At 58.7% G+C, this 15038-nt stretch carries 9 protein-coding genes; all 9 read left to right on the top strand.

What is annotated here, in order from left to right; all coding sequences use genetic code 11:
- Positions 1 to 163: 163 nt before the first annotated feature.
- The 9 genes from Q0J85_RS04685 to Q0J85_RS04645 all read left to right on the top strand — a co-directional run bounded on the left by Q0J85_RS04685 (position 164) and on the right by Q0J85_RS04645 (position 15017).
- Positions 164 to 1042: a hypothetical protein gene (locus tag Q0J85_RS04685; protein WP_294478680.1), complete on the top strand. Its 879-nt coding sequence runs from the start codon at positions 164 to 166 to the stop codon at positions 1040 to 1042.
- A complete protein-coding gene (locus tag Q0J85_RS04680; RefSeq protein ID WP_294478677.1) occupies positions 1039 to 4338 on the top strand; it encodes a YdbH domain-containing protein in 3300 nt (1099 codons plus the stop codon). Before Q0J85_RS04685 ends, Q0J85_RS04680 begins: the two co-directional genes overlap by 4 nt.
- The gene (locus tag Q0J85_RS04675; protein ID WP_294478672.1) at positions 4339 to 5679 is read left to right on the top strand and encodes a DUF58 domain-containing protein; all 1341 of its coding nucleotides are present in this window, start codon (positions 4339 to 4341) and stop codon (positions 5677 to 5679) included.
- A gap of 2 nt (positions 5680 to 5681) precedes the next feature.
- On the top strand, positions 5682 to 7910 hold the full coding sequence (locus Q0J85_RS04670; protein ID WP_294478668.1) for a transglutaminase family protein: 2229 nt from the start codon (positions 5682 to 5684) through the stop codon (positions 7908 to 7910).
- A gap of 182 nt (positions 7911 to 8092) precedes the next feature.
- The gene (locus Q0J85_RS04665) at positions 8093 to 8917 is read left to right on the top strand and encodes a hypothetical protein (protein WP_294478665.1); all 825 of its coding nucleotides are present in this window, start codon (positions 8093 to 8095) and stop codon (positions 8915 to 8917) included.
- Positions 8914 to 10590, top strand: coding sequence for an ABC transporter substrate-binding protein (locus Q0J85_RS04660; RefSeq protein WP_294478662.1), 1677 nt, complete (start codon positions 8914 to 8916; stop codon positions 10588 to 10590). The genes Q0J85_RS04665 and Q0J85_RS04660 overlap by 4 nt, the downstream gene beginning before the upstream one ends.
- Complete coding sequence (locus tag Q0J85_RS04655) at positions 10580 to 11482, top strand: carbohydrate ABC transporter permease (protein ID WP_294478661.1); 903 nt, start codon at positions 10580 to 10582, stop codon at positions 11480 to 11482. The genes Q0J85_RS04660 and Q0J85_RS04655 overlap by 11 nt, the downstream gene beginning before the upstream one ends.
- Positions 11483 to 11492: 10 nt before the next feature.
- Positions 11493 to 12323 carry a carbohydrate ABC transporter permease gene (locus Q0J85_RS04650; protein ID WP_294478659.1) on the top strand — a complete coding sequence of 277 codons (831 nt, stop codon included), beginning with the start codon at positions 11493 to 11495 and terminating at the stop codon, positions 12321 to 12323.
- Positions 12324 to 12689: 366 nt separating this feature from the next.
- Positions 12690 to 15017 (top strand): hypothetical protein, encoded by a 2328-nt coding sequence (locus Q0J85_RS04645; RefSeq protein WP_294478656.1) that lies wholly within the window; start codon positions 12690 to 12692, stop codon positions 15015 to 15017.
- The last annotated feature ends 21 nt before the right edge of the window (positions 15018 to 15038 follow it).

Genomic DNA, 15038 nt, shown 5'->3' with positions numbered 1-15038 from the left:
TTGAAGATTCCGAAAAAAACTGCATTTTAATATAAGAAGAGGGAATCGACTGCACTTTTCATAAAGTGTCCCGTTCCGGTTTTCCTGTTCTGTTTTGAGTCCGGCCGCATCGGGCGCGGACGTCGTTTGAGCGTTTTTTTCAGTTTGGAATCGTAATTTTCAGATGATCGATCACTTTTTTTCCGTTCCGTCCGGCCGTCCGGCCCGCATCGCCGTTTTCATGAGCGGGTCCGGAACCAATGCCGAAGCCCTGCTGCGTTATTGTGCCGAACACCCGGAAAACGGCTGCCGCGTCACACTTCTCGTCACGGACGCCCCGGAGACGAGTCGCGCCCGCCGCCTCTCCGCAGATTGGGGAGTGCCTCTGCTGGAGCATGGCATCCGGGCTTTTTATGCCGCACGCGGTGAGACGGCGATCTCGCTCGTGTCGGAACGCAGGCGCGCAATCAGAGCGGAGTGGACCGATTGCCTCCGCTCTCTGCTCGCTCCGCATGCGATCGACTTCGGCGTTCTGGCCGGGTTTGTACCGCTCTGCAACATCACCGCGGATCTGCCGTGTTTGAATGTCCATCCGGGAGATCTGACCGTAGAGGAAAACGGTCGCCGCATTCTCGCCGGACTCCACTTCCGTCCGGTCGAAACCGCGATTCTCGCCGGTTATGCCTCACTGCGCAGCAGCGTGATTCTCGCTCAGCCGTTCGAGGGGAACGGGGAAGCGGAGATGGATTCCGGTCCGGTTCTCGGAGTCTCAACCCCCGTCCCGGTCGATCTGGACGGGGAGTCCGTCGCCGCACTTGCCGCGGTCAGAGGGGCACGTCAGCATGCCCCTTACCGGGACAGACTCCGCGACGTCGCCGCCCGGAATCTTGAGCGGCTCAAGATCGAGGGGGACCATGTTGTGCTTCCGCGCGTCGTGGCGGATTTCGCCGCCGGCCGGTTCGGCCGTGACCGGAACGGCGGGCTTTATTTCCGGGAGGCGGAGCAGTGGCTCCCCTGCCGGACGGTGGAGTACGGCAGAGACGGGAGGAACGTTCTGGCATGAGCCGCAGTCGCAACATCTATCGAATCCCGCTCGGCTTCGTGCTGATTCTGGCGCTGTTCTTCGCCGCGGTGGCTGCCGCCGCGTACTGGTATCTGCGCCGTTCGCCGGTCCGCGCGGCGGAGCTTGTGATCGCCTCAGTGAAGGGACTCGAGGCCGCGGAGATCGAGGAGACAGCCCCGGGCAGGCTTCTGGTGAAAAAGCTGGTCTGCCGGAGCGACGGAACGTTTGCCGCGGGGTGTGAAACCGTCGAGCTAGATCTCGATTCCGCCGGGCTCCCCGTCGCCATCCGGATCCGCGGAGCTGAAATCGCCCGCATGGAATCTCTGCTGCCGATTCTCGCGGGTTCGACTGTGGCGAAAACACTGCCTGCGCGATTTTCGGCGGAAGGGGTGTTCCGGAGCGGACCGGAGGGGCGGTCGTTTCCGTTCACACTTCGCTGGGAGCCGGTGACGGCGGAGCAGCTGCAGCTGGAGTTCTCCATGCCGAATCCCGGAATCGAGGCGACGGGCACGCTCGATCCGGGGAAACGGGTGGCGGAATTGAAATTCCACGGCCGCGTTACTCCGGAACTGCTGGCGCTTTTCGGCAGTCGAGCCCCGACCGAACTGTTGTTTTCCGGATCGATTGAGACGGCGGGAGCGGTTCAGCTTGACCTGAACGGGCTCAAACCGGTCCGTTCGTTCCGCGGGGAGTTGCGCTTTGCCGACGAAACCGCGATTTCCGGCGGAGTCTGGGCGATATCTCCGGGAACGCGGGCGGATTTTCACTGGCACGGTCCGGGCGGCTCCTGGGAGGTGGTGCTGCCTGAAACCACATTGACGCTGCCCTTTGAACTTCCGCTCGGGATGCTGACCGTATCGGGCGGAGAACGAGACCCGGAGATCCGTTTTTCGATCGTGAATTCTCCTCCGGTCGGCGAACTCTCCGGCGTCATGCGCATCGACGGGCAGTACAACCGGGAGAGCGGGGACTGGATGTTCCGGCAGTCGGAGAGTTCCGACCGGGCCGTGCGCTGGAGCGGCGAGCTGCCGCCGGGATTTTTCAGTTGCATCTGGCGCTCTCCGAAGATCTCAGGTGGCGGAACCCGTTCCCGCGGCAGCATCGACTTTTCCCTCGGGTTTGAAACGCTCAAATACCGTGCTCCCGGCAATCCGCAGGAGCTCGAAGCTCAGCCTGGAACGCTCTCCGGAAGCTGGAGTTTCGATTATGACAACCCGGAAAATTCCGGATTTGAACTTTCGGGTCTGCTGCGCAGTTCGAGACTCGACTGGACGAATCCCGAGAGCGCCTGGAGCGCGACTTCCGCCCTCGCGTCGTTCCGGTTTTCCCGGCAGGCGGGAGAGAAAGAGGCGCTTCTGGTGCTCGAGCCGGAGCTCGCCGGCATCAATCTGTATGGCGGGGGCGTCCCGAAACTGAAAATGGAGGGCTTTTCCGGAAACTTTTCGACGATGATTGCGCCGGATGGGGGCGGCGGTTTCCCGTTGCGGCGGATCGAGGGAGCGGTCGAGATCCGCCGGGTCAATCCGGTTCGCTCGATGTTCGGCTCAGGTGAACTCAAGGATCTGCACCTGTCCGGCTTCGCCGAGCTTTCCTCCGGATGGGAAGTGGCCAGAATCCGGGTCTCGGGCGGGGCGGAAAACGGCAACTTCCGCTATCCCGAGTGTGAGATATCCGCGGCTGAACCGGTGTTCACTTTGCAGTTCGACCGCAACTCACTCAAGCCGGGCGACAATCTGATCGGCCGGATGGATTCGAGCGGAACGACCCTTTCCGCTTTCGGCGGGGCGCTCATGGTGCCCGCCGCTCAGCTCTCCTGGAGCGGGGAGCTGCGTGAATCCGGTCTGCTGCCGGACCGCTGGCATGTGAAATTCGATATGCCCGCCGGAACGGCCGAAACCGATGAGCTCGCCGGAACGTTCCGCTCATTCCACTGTGATGCGCTCTTCGAGCGATCGGAGCTTTCGGGTTTTCAGGCGGTTCTGGAGTCGTTGGAGTCGCGTTTCGGCGACGTTTCCTCCGTCTGGAAACTGGGCGCGGAACGTCAGACCCTCTCGTTCAAACGCGGAGATGACGGGATGTTTCATGGCAGTTATGAACTCTCGGGCGGCTCGATTTTCGAGCAGCAGCATGGCATGGATGAGATTGCGATCACGCTGCCGCTGACATGGACCGCCGACGGGGCGCAGGGGGAGGGCACGTTTCGGAGCAACCGGGTCGTCTCGCCCGGAAACGTGATCCGGGCTGCTTCCGGAAAACTCCGCCTCGCCGGAGGAGAGTGTTCGTTCGAGGGGTGTGCCGCCTCCGAATTCTGGCAGGGGGAGGCGCTGCGTTTCTCGGGCGAATGCTCCCGGACGCCCGGATGGGGCCTCTCCGGAGAGTATGTGCTCGACAAGGTCGTTCTCGAAAAACCTCTGCCGGCGGCTGCGGTTCTGCCCGGTCCGACGGTGGCGGATATGCGATTTTCCGGCGGCGTTTCCGGTCGCGGCACGTTCGGATTTTCCGCAGCCGGAAGTGACTGGAGCTGTGAACTCACCGCCGCCGACGGCACGCTTGAGGCGCCGGGTATGGTATTGAAAAAACTCCACGGGACGATCCGACTCCCCGGTGCGGGTTCCGGGACGCGGAATCCCGGTGGAGAGCTCCGGTTCGGCGAGATCGCCGCCGGCGCGCTTCAGGTGCGGAACGGCATGCTGGCATTCCGGCTGCTGCGCCCGGACGAGTGCGATGTCCTGAGCGGTTCCGGGAACATCTGGGGCGGCCGGGTTCGTCTCGCGTCTCCGTTTACGCTGCGCAGCGGAACAGAGAGCGTCGAAGTCGGCGTCGTGATCCGCTCCCTCGAATGGAGCGGATTGCTCCGGGAACTTGGCGTCGAGCGGGGGACGATCGGCGGGCGGGCCGACGGCATGTTGTTCTGGCGTCTTTACTTCGACGGCCGTCGGCCGGAGCTCGTTTCTGCGGAATTGACCTCCTCCGGCAGCGAACGGCTGAATCTGCAGGCGCTTGAGCCTTTCGTGCTGGCTTCCGGGGGAGGAGCGCGGCAGCGCTTTTATCTGGAGATGCTGCGGGATTTCCACTGTCGATCGCTTCGGCTGCGGTTTGAAAGGGAGCCTGCCGGCAGTGCGCTCCTGAGCGTTTCCGCGACGGGACGGCCCGCCGGAACGATCAAGGTGCGGGACGACAATTACCGGAGATTGATCCGTTCCGTGAATCCGGCTGCGTTCGGGCTGGACGGTGAGATCGAGCTGTCCATCGATTACCGGATTCCCGCGGAGGACGGAGACGGGGAGAAACCGTAAATGTTTGATTACGATGCCTACATTCAGCGCAAACTGAGCCGTTTTCTCGATGGCCCCGAGACGTTTCAATTAAGCGCGCTGCGGCGGGACGGCCGGCACAAGTACCGTTCCAGCACGCTCGCGCTGTTCGCGTGGTCGGTCGGTCTGGTGCGTCTCTTCCTGTCGCCGGTCAGTTTTTATCTGGTGCCGGCGGCGCTGTTGTTGACCGGCTATGCTTCCGTGGCGATGGATTCCCCGATGCGGGTGATGGTTCTGATTTTTCTTGCGGTGTTCCTCGTGGAGCTGATTCTCGGTTTCTGGTATCGGCCGCGGGTCGACATCGTCCGCCTGATGCCGGACCGGGTCCGGGCGAAATCGCGTTTCAAGGTTCAATTCATTCTGCACAACCGCCGCCGGTTGCCGGCGTGGGACATCTGGGCCGACCCGTTCCATTACGGACCGGGACTTTCGACTGAACAGCATGCCGCGCTGGCGGAGCTGCCGCCGAAAGCCGAAGTCAAACTCGAAAGCATCGTGTATGCAAAACGGCGCGGACGTCATTTGATTTACACGGCGCGGGTCGAGTCGCGTTTCCCGTTCAATTTGATCAAGTGGAGTTGCCGGTGGCGGAAAGATGCGAGAATGCTGTCCGTTTATCCGGCGTTTACCTCTCTGACGAAATTCAAACTCCCTCTCGGAGCCCGGAACCAGGCCGAGGGAATGGCACGTTATTCCAAAATCGGCGAATCGATGGAGCTCATGGGCGTGCGCGACTATCGCGAGGGCGACGATATCCGCCGGATCGACTGGCCCGGTACTGCCCGGCTCGGATCGTTTGTGGTCAAGGAGTTCGAGGAAGATGAACTCAAGCGGATTGCGCTGGTCACAGACACATACGTTCCGCCGCCGACCTTATGGCAGCGGCTCCGGAAAATGCCGAAGGAATCCGAAGAGCTCGAAGCTGCCCTGGAACTTACCGCAGCCCTCGCGGAATATTTTTCCCGGGGAGAGGCCGCCGTCGAACTGTTCGCCGTCGGACTCGAGGTGCATCATCTCGAAACGGGGCGCGGCACGACGAGTTTCGAGGCGGTGTGCGATATCTTGAGCGGGATCGAGCCGTCGCCCGAGCCGGCGCTGCCCCAGCTCGAGCCGGATGTGTTCCGGGATCTGTCCGAAGTCGGAGGCGCGGTGGTCGTGCTGATCGGGGACGACCCCGAACGTCGGAAATTTGTCGAACGATTGCGTGAAAGCGACGTGTCGCTGCGGGTGTTTCTGATTACCGATTCGCCGTCGGAGCTGCCACCGGAATGGGTTGCGCTTTCTCCGCAGGCGATCCGTTCCGGAATGGTGAGAGAGCTGTAACGATGGATCAATCCAGGAAAATCGTTTTGTGGGCGGCCGCGATTCTGCTGCCGGCGGCATTCTATTTCAGTGTGATCACGGAGTTGCCGCATGTCTTTGTCATCACAGTGATCTTGCTGGTGTTCTCGTCGTTGAAATCGAAAGGCTGGCGGATCAGCGACCGTTCCGTCATCTATTTGACGGTGCTGGCGATGGCTCTCACGCTGTTCGGGAATTATCTCGCTCCGATGAAGCAGGACCGGTTCGGTTTCATGGCGATTTTCTCACGGCCGGCGCTGTCGGTGCCGTTCGTGCTCTATCTCGGGGCGCTCGCCGCCGGTTTCCGGCGACGGGGACATGTGATCGGCATCGCCGCGGCGGCGGCGATGGTTTCGTTCGGTCTCGGCGGAGATATCCGGCTCGACGGACTCATTCCGGAACGGGAGAGTGAGGCCTCCCGGCTTCTGGTTCTGTTCCCCTGGTTTTTCGGGGCGACGATGGGGGCGTCGATTCTGGCGACGTTGTTTGCGAGCCGTTCCGGGGCGAAGCGGGGCAACTGGCGCCGGTTCGGGCTGTTGATGATCGCACTCGCCGGAATCTGCGGACTGATCGTACTGGAGTTCAGAGAGTACCGGCGGAATGAGAACATGTTCCGCAGTCTCGAAAACGCCCTGCTGCGCGTGGGCATCCGGCAGCTCTACAAATCCGGAGGAAGTGCCATGCAACTGGGGGCTTCCCCGAACCTCATGCTTGCGATGCCGCCGGAATTCTTCACCATGTCCGACCGGGTTGCGCTGCGGGCCGTGGGGGAGACGGCTCCGGGATATCTGCGCAGCCGCTCGTTCCACCGCTATGAGCGCGGTGTATGGCACAGTCTGGAGGAGGTGCTTGGCACTCCGCTGGCAACGACGATTTCGGACGGCTCATTCTCCGCCGAGCAGCTCTATTCGGTCATCCGCATGGAGAAAACCGGCAACCGCTGGGATATTTACCCGGATGATTCGCTGCTGGGAAATGTTCTGGCCGTCCCCGGAGATCTGGTTTCTCTGTCGCTGATCGCTTCGCGCGTGCTGCGATTCCGGGACGGGCACATTGAGGTCGAGCAGTTTGTCCGTGAGGGCGGATACACGGTCTTCACTGAAACGTCCGGGGGGGAGACCGCCATGCAGCAGCCCGCCCGGCCCGGTCGGGAGTTTCTCGAAGTCCCTCGTGAAATCGAGCCCGTATTGAACGGGATTGTCGACGAGCTCGGCCTGGCAATGTGCACGACCGATGCGGAGCGTTTCCAGAAACTTCAGGAGTATTTCGATCAGAATTTCGAGTACTCACTCGACTGGCAGGGGCCGAAGTCCGAACCCGTGCGCGAAAGATCCGCCCGGCGACGGCCGCTTCGCCGTCCCCCGCCGGGGGCGGACCGGGGGGTGGCACGGCGTCCCGGAGTCCGAATGGGAATGCGGGTTGCGGGACGCCTGGCGGAGGGCGCTGTTGAGAGGCGCGGACGCAACCGGTTCCGCCAGTGGTGGCGACCGAGTGATCCGGTCAAATTCTTCCTGACGGAGCGGCGTCGGGCCCATTGCGAGCTGTTCGCGTCCGCGACCGTGCTTCTGCTGCGCAGTGCGGGAGTCCCCGCCCGGTATGTGAGCGGCTTCATCTGTAATGAGCCTCATCCGTCCGGGAAGTATTTCATCGCCCGTTATGGTGATGCCCATGCCTGGGTGGAGGCATATGACCGGCAGAACCGGAAATGGGTGATCGTCGATACGACGCCGCCCTCGGTGACCGCGGCGTCGCCCCGCCCGGATTCATGGCAGGAGAGGATCGCCAGCCGCGGCGATTATCTGCGGCTTTCCTGGTTCGAGATTCTGAGCAGTCTGCGGCGCGGGCATTTTGCCGACGGCGCCATGGCGATTCTGCTGCTGAGCTGGGATTGGGCCGTCTATCTGGTGACGCATCCGCTCTGGGGCGGATTGACGGGATTCATAATCGGTTTTGTCCTGCGGATGCTGCTGTATCATCGGAAGCGGCGTCCATCCGACCATCTGACGCCGGAAAAGCGCAAACTGCAGAAAGAGTACCGCCGACTGTTGCGCCGATTGCGCCGTCGCAAACTGATCGGGCGCGATGAAGTTCCGACGGCCGCCGAATTGCTTGCCATCGTGGAACAGCATCCGGCGCTGCCGCCGCCACGCCGGGTCGAACTGACCGGCTACCTGAAACATTATATAGTCAAACGATATGCCGTTGATGACTGAAACGGGTCGGCCCGTCGCCGAATCCGGAAAAAATCGTTTTTTTTCTGGGGACGGCGTTGACATTTTGCCGAGGTCGTACTATGGTTTAAAAATATGTTGAGCAAGATCGTCCGGGGCGAGGGGGATCCCCGGGGACTGGTGTAAACAACGGTTCCGCCGGGTGCGGGATCAAAGGAGGTGCGATGGTCAAACCATTGTGGGTTCTGGCCGTGGCTCTTGCGGGGGCGGGAGTCGTCGGAGCAGAGGGGTCCGGAACAGGCAGGAATACGCCGCACGAGGCTTTGAAGGCGTATGCGGCCATGGATTACACGCTGGCCGGCAAGCTGGCCAGGCAGATTCCGGATACGCCGGAGGGACAGTTGGTCGCCGGGCTTTGCGATCTGTATGACCGCAGCCGGCAGGATATCGGTCGCGGGCAGTTGACCCTGGCGGAACTTTTCTACAACGAGAAAATGCCGCTCGACTATCGGCTTGAGGCTGGCGTTGCACTCGCCCGGACCGCCCAGCTTATGAAAGAGCGCCGGGAACTTTACGGCGACGCCGGTGACCGATACGACCATGAGAAGATTTTCCGGAAGGTTATGGCGATGGCGCCGGGCAGTTCCGCCGCCCGCAACGCATTTCTCTATCTGATTCGCGAACGCCTCGAGGATCCCGCTCAACAGGAGGCGGCTTTCGAGGAGCTTGAGACCTTTCTCCGTGATTTTTCCGGCGACCCGAAACTTCTGCCGCCGATTCATCTGCTGGCGGAATACGAGTACATCCGTCTGAAAAATGACTACAAAACCGCTGCCCGCCATCTGCAGGAGGGGTATGAAATCGGGTTTGCAAATCCGAGCGAGAATCGCAGCGGACTCTTTCGTCTGGCGTTTCTCTACCACAAGAAAATCGGCGACAAACCGTTGGCGGTCAAATATTACAAGGAATATCTGGAGCGTTACCCGTATTCAGGGCAGGCTGCTGTCGCTCAGCGTTTCCTTGAGGAACTCGGCGAGGGCGGAAAATGAGCGACAAGAACAAAGACGAAGTCTACAACGCCGGAAGATTCCAGAAGCTCGGGATTATTCTGGCCGTGCTGTTTTATGTGGTTTCCGTCGTGATGGTGATTCGGAATTACGGCGGAATGTCGGTGGTTTTTTCCCCGGACACGCGGGTGATTACCATCGCACACTGGCAGCTTGAGGACGGTTTCCGCGAGGGAATCGACGCGGCGATCGCCGAGTACGAGAAAGCCAAAGCCGAACAGGGCGTGAAAGTGAAAGTCCGGCAGGTCGCAATTCCGGTGCGCGGATATCCGCAGTGGTATCTGACGCAGCTCATCGGCGGCAGTCCGGCTGATGTGCTGGAGGTGACCGGCAGCTCGGACATTTTGAATCAGTATTTTACGGCTCTCTCGCCGTACATCGGCAGTCCGAATCCGTGGAACAAGGGGACTCCGCTGGAGAAGATGAGCTGGCGTGAAAGTTTTGCGGACGATATGCTGAGCGCTCTCGATACGGCGTACAGCGAATTTTTCTCGGTCTGCACATTCATGCACACGACCCGGCTCTATGTGAACATGAAACTTTACGAAGAGGCGACCGGGACGACCGAACTGCCCGATACTTTGACCGACTGGCTCGAGGCCTGCCGGAAACTCAAGGAGTATGGTCTGGCACAGGAGCGGCCGATTATTCCGATCGGAGTGCGCGGTTTCGACAAGGGGACGATCGGACAGCTTTTCAGCACCTACAATTCGCAGCTGGGAACGGATCTTTCCGACACTGGGTCCAAATACGGATACGGAGTCCAGCAGGGGGAACTGTTCCGGCAGATCAACAGCGGCGAACTCAGCGAAGATCGGCTGCTCGAACCGGTCGAGGTTGTGACGGAGATCGGGCAGTATTTTGCCGACGGCTTCCCCGCGATCGACCTGGAACAGACGAAATACCTCTTCTTCGCCGGGAACGTGGCGTTCTTCATCGATGGAACCTGGAATGCGTACAGCATGATCAACAATGCGCCGTTCCCGGTGAGAGTGATTCAGATTCCGGTGCTGGACAAGAAACATCGGCTCGGAGCAAAGTCGTTCGGGCGGATCACCGAGCTCGGCAGCGGAATCCAGGGGCGATTCGGCATCCCGAAAAAGACCCGTGATTTCGAGCTGGCGCTCGATTTCCTGCAGTTCCTCACGAGCTGGAAGATCAATCAGCTTGTCATGGTGGAGCACTGCAAATGGATGTCGTCGCTCAAGGAGGTGAAATACGAGGGGGTGATGAAAGATTTCGAGCCGGTGACCAATACGAGCCACACGGCGATATCTTCGCCGTTCACCTCGATTGGAACGCTCTCGAACCGGCTCGCTCTGCAGCGGCTGGAAAACAGCATCATTCATCAGCCGGAAGATCCGAAAGCGTTTTTCTGGAACGACTTCCTCAACGACAGGGAGCAGATCATCGATGAGGTGCGGGAGGCCACTTACGGCGTGCAGCGGAATCTCTGGAGCATGGACGGCACCCGTTCCGCGCTCGCGGTCGGAGTCGCTCTTTCGGAATCCGACTCCTCTGAAATCGGTTTGTATCTGCTGCGTGCGAACATCAACCTCGAAGGCATTGTCAGCCGTTACCGGGCGGTGGATGCCAATATACAGTTAATGGAAGAGCTCGGGAAGCTGAAGGAGTACGGCAAAAATGGCGATTGAGGTTCCGTTCAAAAAACTGCGTTACTACTGGCCGGCCTATCTCCTGATAGCGGTTCCGCTGCTGCTGGTGCTGGTGTTCAACTATCATCCGATCGTGAACGGCATGTGGCATATGTTCTACCGCTGGGACGGCGATACGGTCGAGGAGTTCGTCGGATTTCAGAATATCGTGCGCATGTGGCGGGATTCGTCGCTGCTGCACAGTTTTGTCGTGGTGACGATTTTTGTTGTGGCGAATATTGTGAAGATGGCGTTGCCGATCATAGTCGCGGTGGTTCTGCACCACGTAATCAGCGACAAAATGGGATACCTTTACCGGATTCTCTTTGTGATTCCGATGATTATCCCGGGTATGGTCGGCATCCTGATCTGGAAATATTTCTACGAGCCGAACAGTGGAATTCTGAACAATCTGCTGCGGATTTTCGGCTTCATCTCTCCGACCGACACGATTCAGTGGCTTTCGGACGAGCGGCTCGTGATTCCGTCGCTGGTGTTCATGGGATTCCCCTGGGTGGGTGCGTTCGGCGTGCTGATCTATCTGGCGGGGCTTCAGGGGATCAGCGAGGACATCTACGAGGCCGCGGATATTGACGGCGCCGGGCCGCTGACGGTCTTCTTCAAGATCGAGCTGCCGCTCATCATGACGCAGGTCAGAATCAATTTGATTCTGATGATCATCGGTACGATTCAGAGTTGGGAGAACATCTATTTGTTCCTCGGCGTGGACGGCGGACCGGGCGGCATTGCGACGGTTCCGGGGCTGATGATTTTCCGCGAAGCGTTTGCGCGCGGACTGTTCGGTTACGGCTGTGCGATCGGTTTTGTGATCTTTGTGGTCACTCTCATCCTGACATTGATCAACAACCGTTTTGTTCGGGTTAGAAAGTAGGAGTTTGACGATGGCCCGTGTAGTTAGATCCAGAACCGTTGAATTTTTCAAACATCTGTTTATTCTGGTGGTGCTGTTTTTCGCATTTGTGCCGATGTATCTCATGATCAACATTTCGTTGAAAGACAACATGCAGTTCTCGCGCAATCCGTGGTTTCCGGAGGCGCCGTTCCACTGGGAGAACTATCTCTTCAGCTGGAATCACCTCGGAGGGACGATCTTCAACACCGCGTTCGTCGCGATCACCGCGACGGTGCTGACGCTGGTGGTGGCGATCATCGGGGCGTTTTTCTTCGCCCGTTACAAGATGCCGGGATCGAAGTTCCTCTTCGGGATCTTCATCATTCTGATGATGTATCCGTCCGTGGCGAACATGGTGCCGATGTTCAAGCTCATCACGTCGCTCGGGCTCTACAACACGCATTTTGCGCTGATCATTCCGGCGATTGCGGGAGGGCAGGCGTTCAACATCTTCGTGTTGAGGAACTTCATTGAGGATATTCCGCAGGATCTCTTCGATGCGATTGAGATCGACGGCGGGAACATGTTCTATCAGATCTGGCATGTGGTCGTGCCGTTGTCGATGCCGATTATCGGCACGCTCGGAATTCTTTCGATCATCGGCCAGTGGAACAACTTCGTCTCTCCGCTGCTCTACCTGCGCGATACGAATCTTCAGACGATTTCGGTGGCGCTGCTGCATCTGGAGGGAGAGTACACGAAGAACTGGGGGCAGCTTATGGCCGGGTACACGATCGCATCGATTCCGCTGGTGGTGCTCTTCATTTTCTGCATGAAGCTGTTCATCCGCGGGCTTTCATCGGGAGCGGTCAAGGGCTGAGGCTTCTATATTCCGGGCATCCGTCGATCCGGAAATCGACAGGATGCCCGGTTTTTTTGCATATACTTGAATTTTCCAGATTTGCATGATATATTACGCCAATATGCCCGGGAGCGGAAGCTTGGGGGAGCGACATTTACGACTTTGACCGTTCGGGCGACTGGACGGGAAAGGTCATTTCTTTTTTTTGGCGTGAAATTTTCGATGGAGCGCAGACGTGGAATTGAGGACCCCCATGTCGCGCGATTCAGGTTGAAAAGGGGGCGGTAGTACAGAGAGATTCATGTTCCGAAGTTGCAGAGCAGGGGGGGATTCCCTGCAAAAAGAGCGCAGATCAACCTGAATGAAAAGAGGATTTAAAGGGAAATGCATTGGATCGATTGGTGTATCATGATCATCCCCGTGATCGTGATTCTGGGATTGGCGATTTACTCGGGCAAATATGTCCGCGGCGTAGTGGATTTTCTCGCAGCCGGCCGTGTTGCGGGGCGTTACGTGATCTCGGTCGGAGATTTGACGGCGGGATTGAGTGTGATCACGCTGGTTGCTCTTTGCGAAGCAAAATACCAGACTGGCTATGGAGTTGATTTCTGGGGGAAGCTGGTTGCTCCGCTCGGGGTCATCTTTTCATTGACCGGTTACTGCGTCTACCGCTGGCGTGAGACGAAGGCGCTCTCGTTCGGCCAGTTCCTTGAAATGCGTTACAACCGGGCGTTCCGAATTTTCGCCTCCGCGCTGCGCACGATTTCCGAGATGATCACAAATGCGCTCGGGCCGGCGATCGCGGTGAACTTTTTCATCTACTTTCTCGGACTGCCGCACAGCATATCGATTTTCGGGCTTTCGATTCCATGCTTCACAATCATTCTCGTGCTCCTGATGACGATGGCGATGGTCTGTATCTGGCCGGGCGGCCGGGTTTCGCTGTTGATTACGGATACGTTTCAGGGGCTGCTCTGCTATCCGGTGTTTGTGATCATTGTCGGCTACATTCTTTTGAACGTTTCGTGGGACGGCGCGATCGCTCCGACCATGATGGACCGTGCGCCGGGGGAGAGTTTCCTCAATCCGTATGATGTTTCCAAATTGCGTGATTTCAATATTTTCGCTCTGGTGGTGAACCTCTTCGCCACCGTTCTGAACCGCGCAAGCTGGTTCGGAAACGACACTACGAACTCCGGCCGTACGCCGCACGAGCAGAAGATGGCCGGCATTCTGGGCGCCTGGCGAAACGGTTTTGCCTATGTGATGCTTATGGTGATCGCGGTCATGGTCATTACGATCATGAACCATGATTCCTATGCGGATCGAGCGAAAGACATCCGTGATACGCTTGCGGACAAGGTTTCCCTTGAGACGATTCCGGATGCCGGAGAACGCGCCAAAGTCGTGACCGCTGTCCAGGCGATTCCGGCACAGCACCACAAGATCGGCGTCGATGCGCCGCTTTCGCGTGTTGACAATCTTGATACTCCGGTGTTCAACGCTGTGCAGGATGCGGTCGGGCGCGATGGGGACGGAAACTTCACATTCCAGAAGTTCCGCACGATCTATCAGCAGATGATGATGACCATCACGCTGCGCAAGACGTTCCCGGTCGGTATGCTCGGTCTTTTCGGACTTCTGATGATCATGCTGGTGCTTTCGACCGACGACTCCCGTATCTTCAATGCGTCCAGTACGATTCTTCAGGACGTGATCATGCCGTTCAAGAAGAAGCCGTTCACGCCGAAGCAGCATCTGCTCTGGCTCCGGTTGTGCTCGGTGGGGGTTGCGGTGTTCTTCCTGATGTTCAGTCTGCTGTTTGTACAGATCGACTACATCAATATGTTTACGACGATCATGTGTTCCATCTGGCTCGGCGGGGCCGGTCCGGTGATGATCGGCGGTCTCTACAGCCGGTTCGGCAATACGACCGGGGCCTTTTCCGCGATTTTCGCGGGATCCGGAATTTCCATCGCCGGAATTTATCTGCAGAGCAACTGGGCGCAGGACATTTATCCGTTTCTGGTTGCGCAGGGGTGGGATGAGTCCGTCGGGAGTTTCCTGGCGACGGTCTCTTCACCGTTTGAACCCTACATCGTCTGGGAAATGACGCCGGAGAAGTTCCCGATCAATTCATTTGAAATCTACTTCATCGCGATGCTCGCCGGTATTGCCGCTTACGTCATCGGTTCGCTGGTCACTTACAAGGGGCCCTACAACCTTGATCGGCTGCTGCATCGCGGCATCTACAACCTCGACGGGGTCGAGAAGAAAATTCATTCCAAGTGGACGTGGAAGAACGTCTGGAACAAACTCATCGGCATCACGCCGGAGTATACGCTCGGTGATCGGATCATCGCCTGGTCGGTGTTCGGGTATTCGCTGGTTTATCAGCTCGGCATCACTTTCGTTCTGGTTGTGATCTGGAATCTCTTCTATCCATGGCCGCTGGAGTGGTGGAGCTACTACTTCTACATCACGACCCTCCTGATCCCGGCGATCGCGGGTGTCATTACGACGGTCTGGTTCTTCTGGGGCGGCACAAAGGATACGATTCAGTTGTTCCGGGATCTGGAAGCGCGCATTGACAACCCGCTCGACGACGGGCGTGTTTCCGGCCAGGTTTCCCTGGTCGATCAGGAAGCGATGGAACATCTCGAGGAGGCGCCCGTCAAAGAGGTTGCCGCAAAGCAGGAAGAGAAGAAATAATCCGCTTCTGATTCGACCAGA

The organism is uncultured Victivallis sp. (assembly GCA_944389935.1).
Classification (GTDB): domain Bacteria; phylum Verrucomicrobiota; class Lentisphaeria; order Victivallales; family Victivallaceae; genus Victivallis.
This window is presented reverse-complemented; position numbering and strand designations above follow the sequence as displayed.

Excerpts from the sequence above, each read along its gene's own strand:
- Q0J85_RS04685 (WP_294478680.1), top strand. The coding sequence starts at position 164 with ATGATCGATCACTTTTTTTCCGTTCCGTCCGGCCGTCCGGCCCGCATC.
- Q0J85_RS04680 (WP_294478677.1), top strand. The coding sequence starts at position 1,039 with ATGAGCCGCAGTCGCAACATCTATCGAATCCCGCTCGGCTTCGTGCTG.
- Q0J85_RS04675 (WP_294478672.1), top strand. The coding sequence starts at position 4,339 with ATGTTTGATTACGATGCCTACATTCAGCGCAAACTGAGCCGTTTTCTC.
- Q0J85_RS04670 (WP_294478668.1), top strand. The coding sequence starts at position 5,682 with ATGGATCAATCCAGGAAAATCGTTTTGTGGGCGGCCGCGATTCTGCTG.
- Q0J85_RS04665 (WP_294478665.1), top strand. The coding sequence starts at position 8,093 with ATGGTCAAACCATTGTGGGTTCTGGCCGTGGCTCTTGCGGGGGCGGGA.
- Q0J85_RS04660 (WP_294478662.1), top strand. The coding sequence starts at position 8,914 with ATGAGCGACAAGAACAAAGACGAAGTCTACAACGCCGGAAGATTCCAG.
- Q0J85_RS04655 (WP_294478661.1), top strand. The coding sequence starts at position 10,580 with ATGGCGATTGAGGTTCCGTTCAAAAAACTGCGTTACTACTGGCCGGCC.
- Q0J85_RS04650 (WP_294478659.1), top strand. The coding sequence starts at position 11,493 with ATGGCCCGTGTAGTTAGATCCAGAACCGTTGAATTTTTCAAACATCTG.
- Q0J85_RS04645 (WP_294478656.1), top strand. The coding sequence starts at position 12,690 with ATGCATTGGATCGATTGGTGTATCATGATCATCCCCGTGATCGTGATT.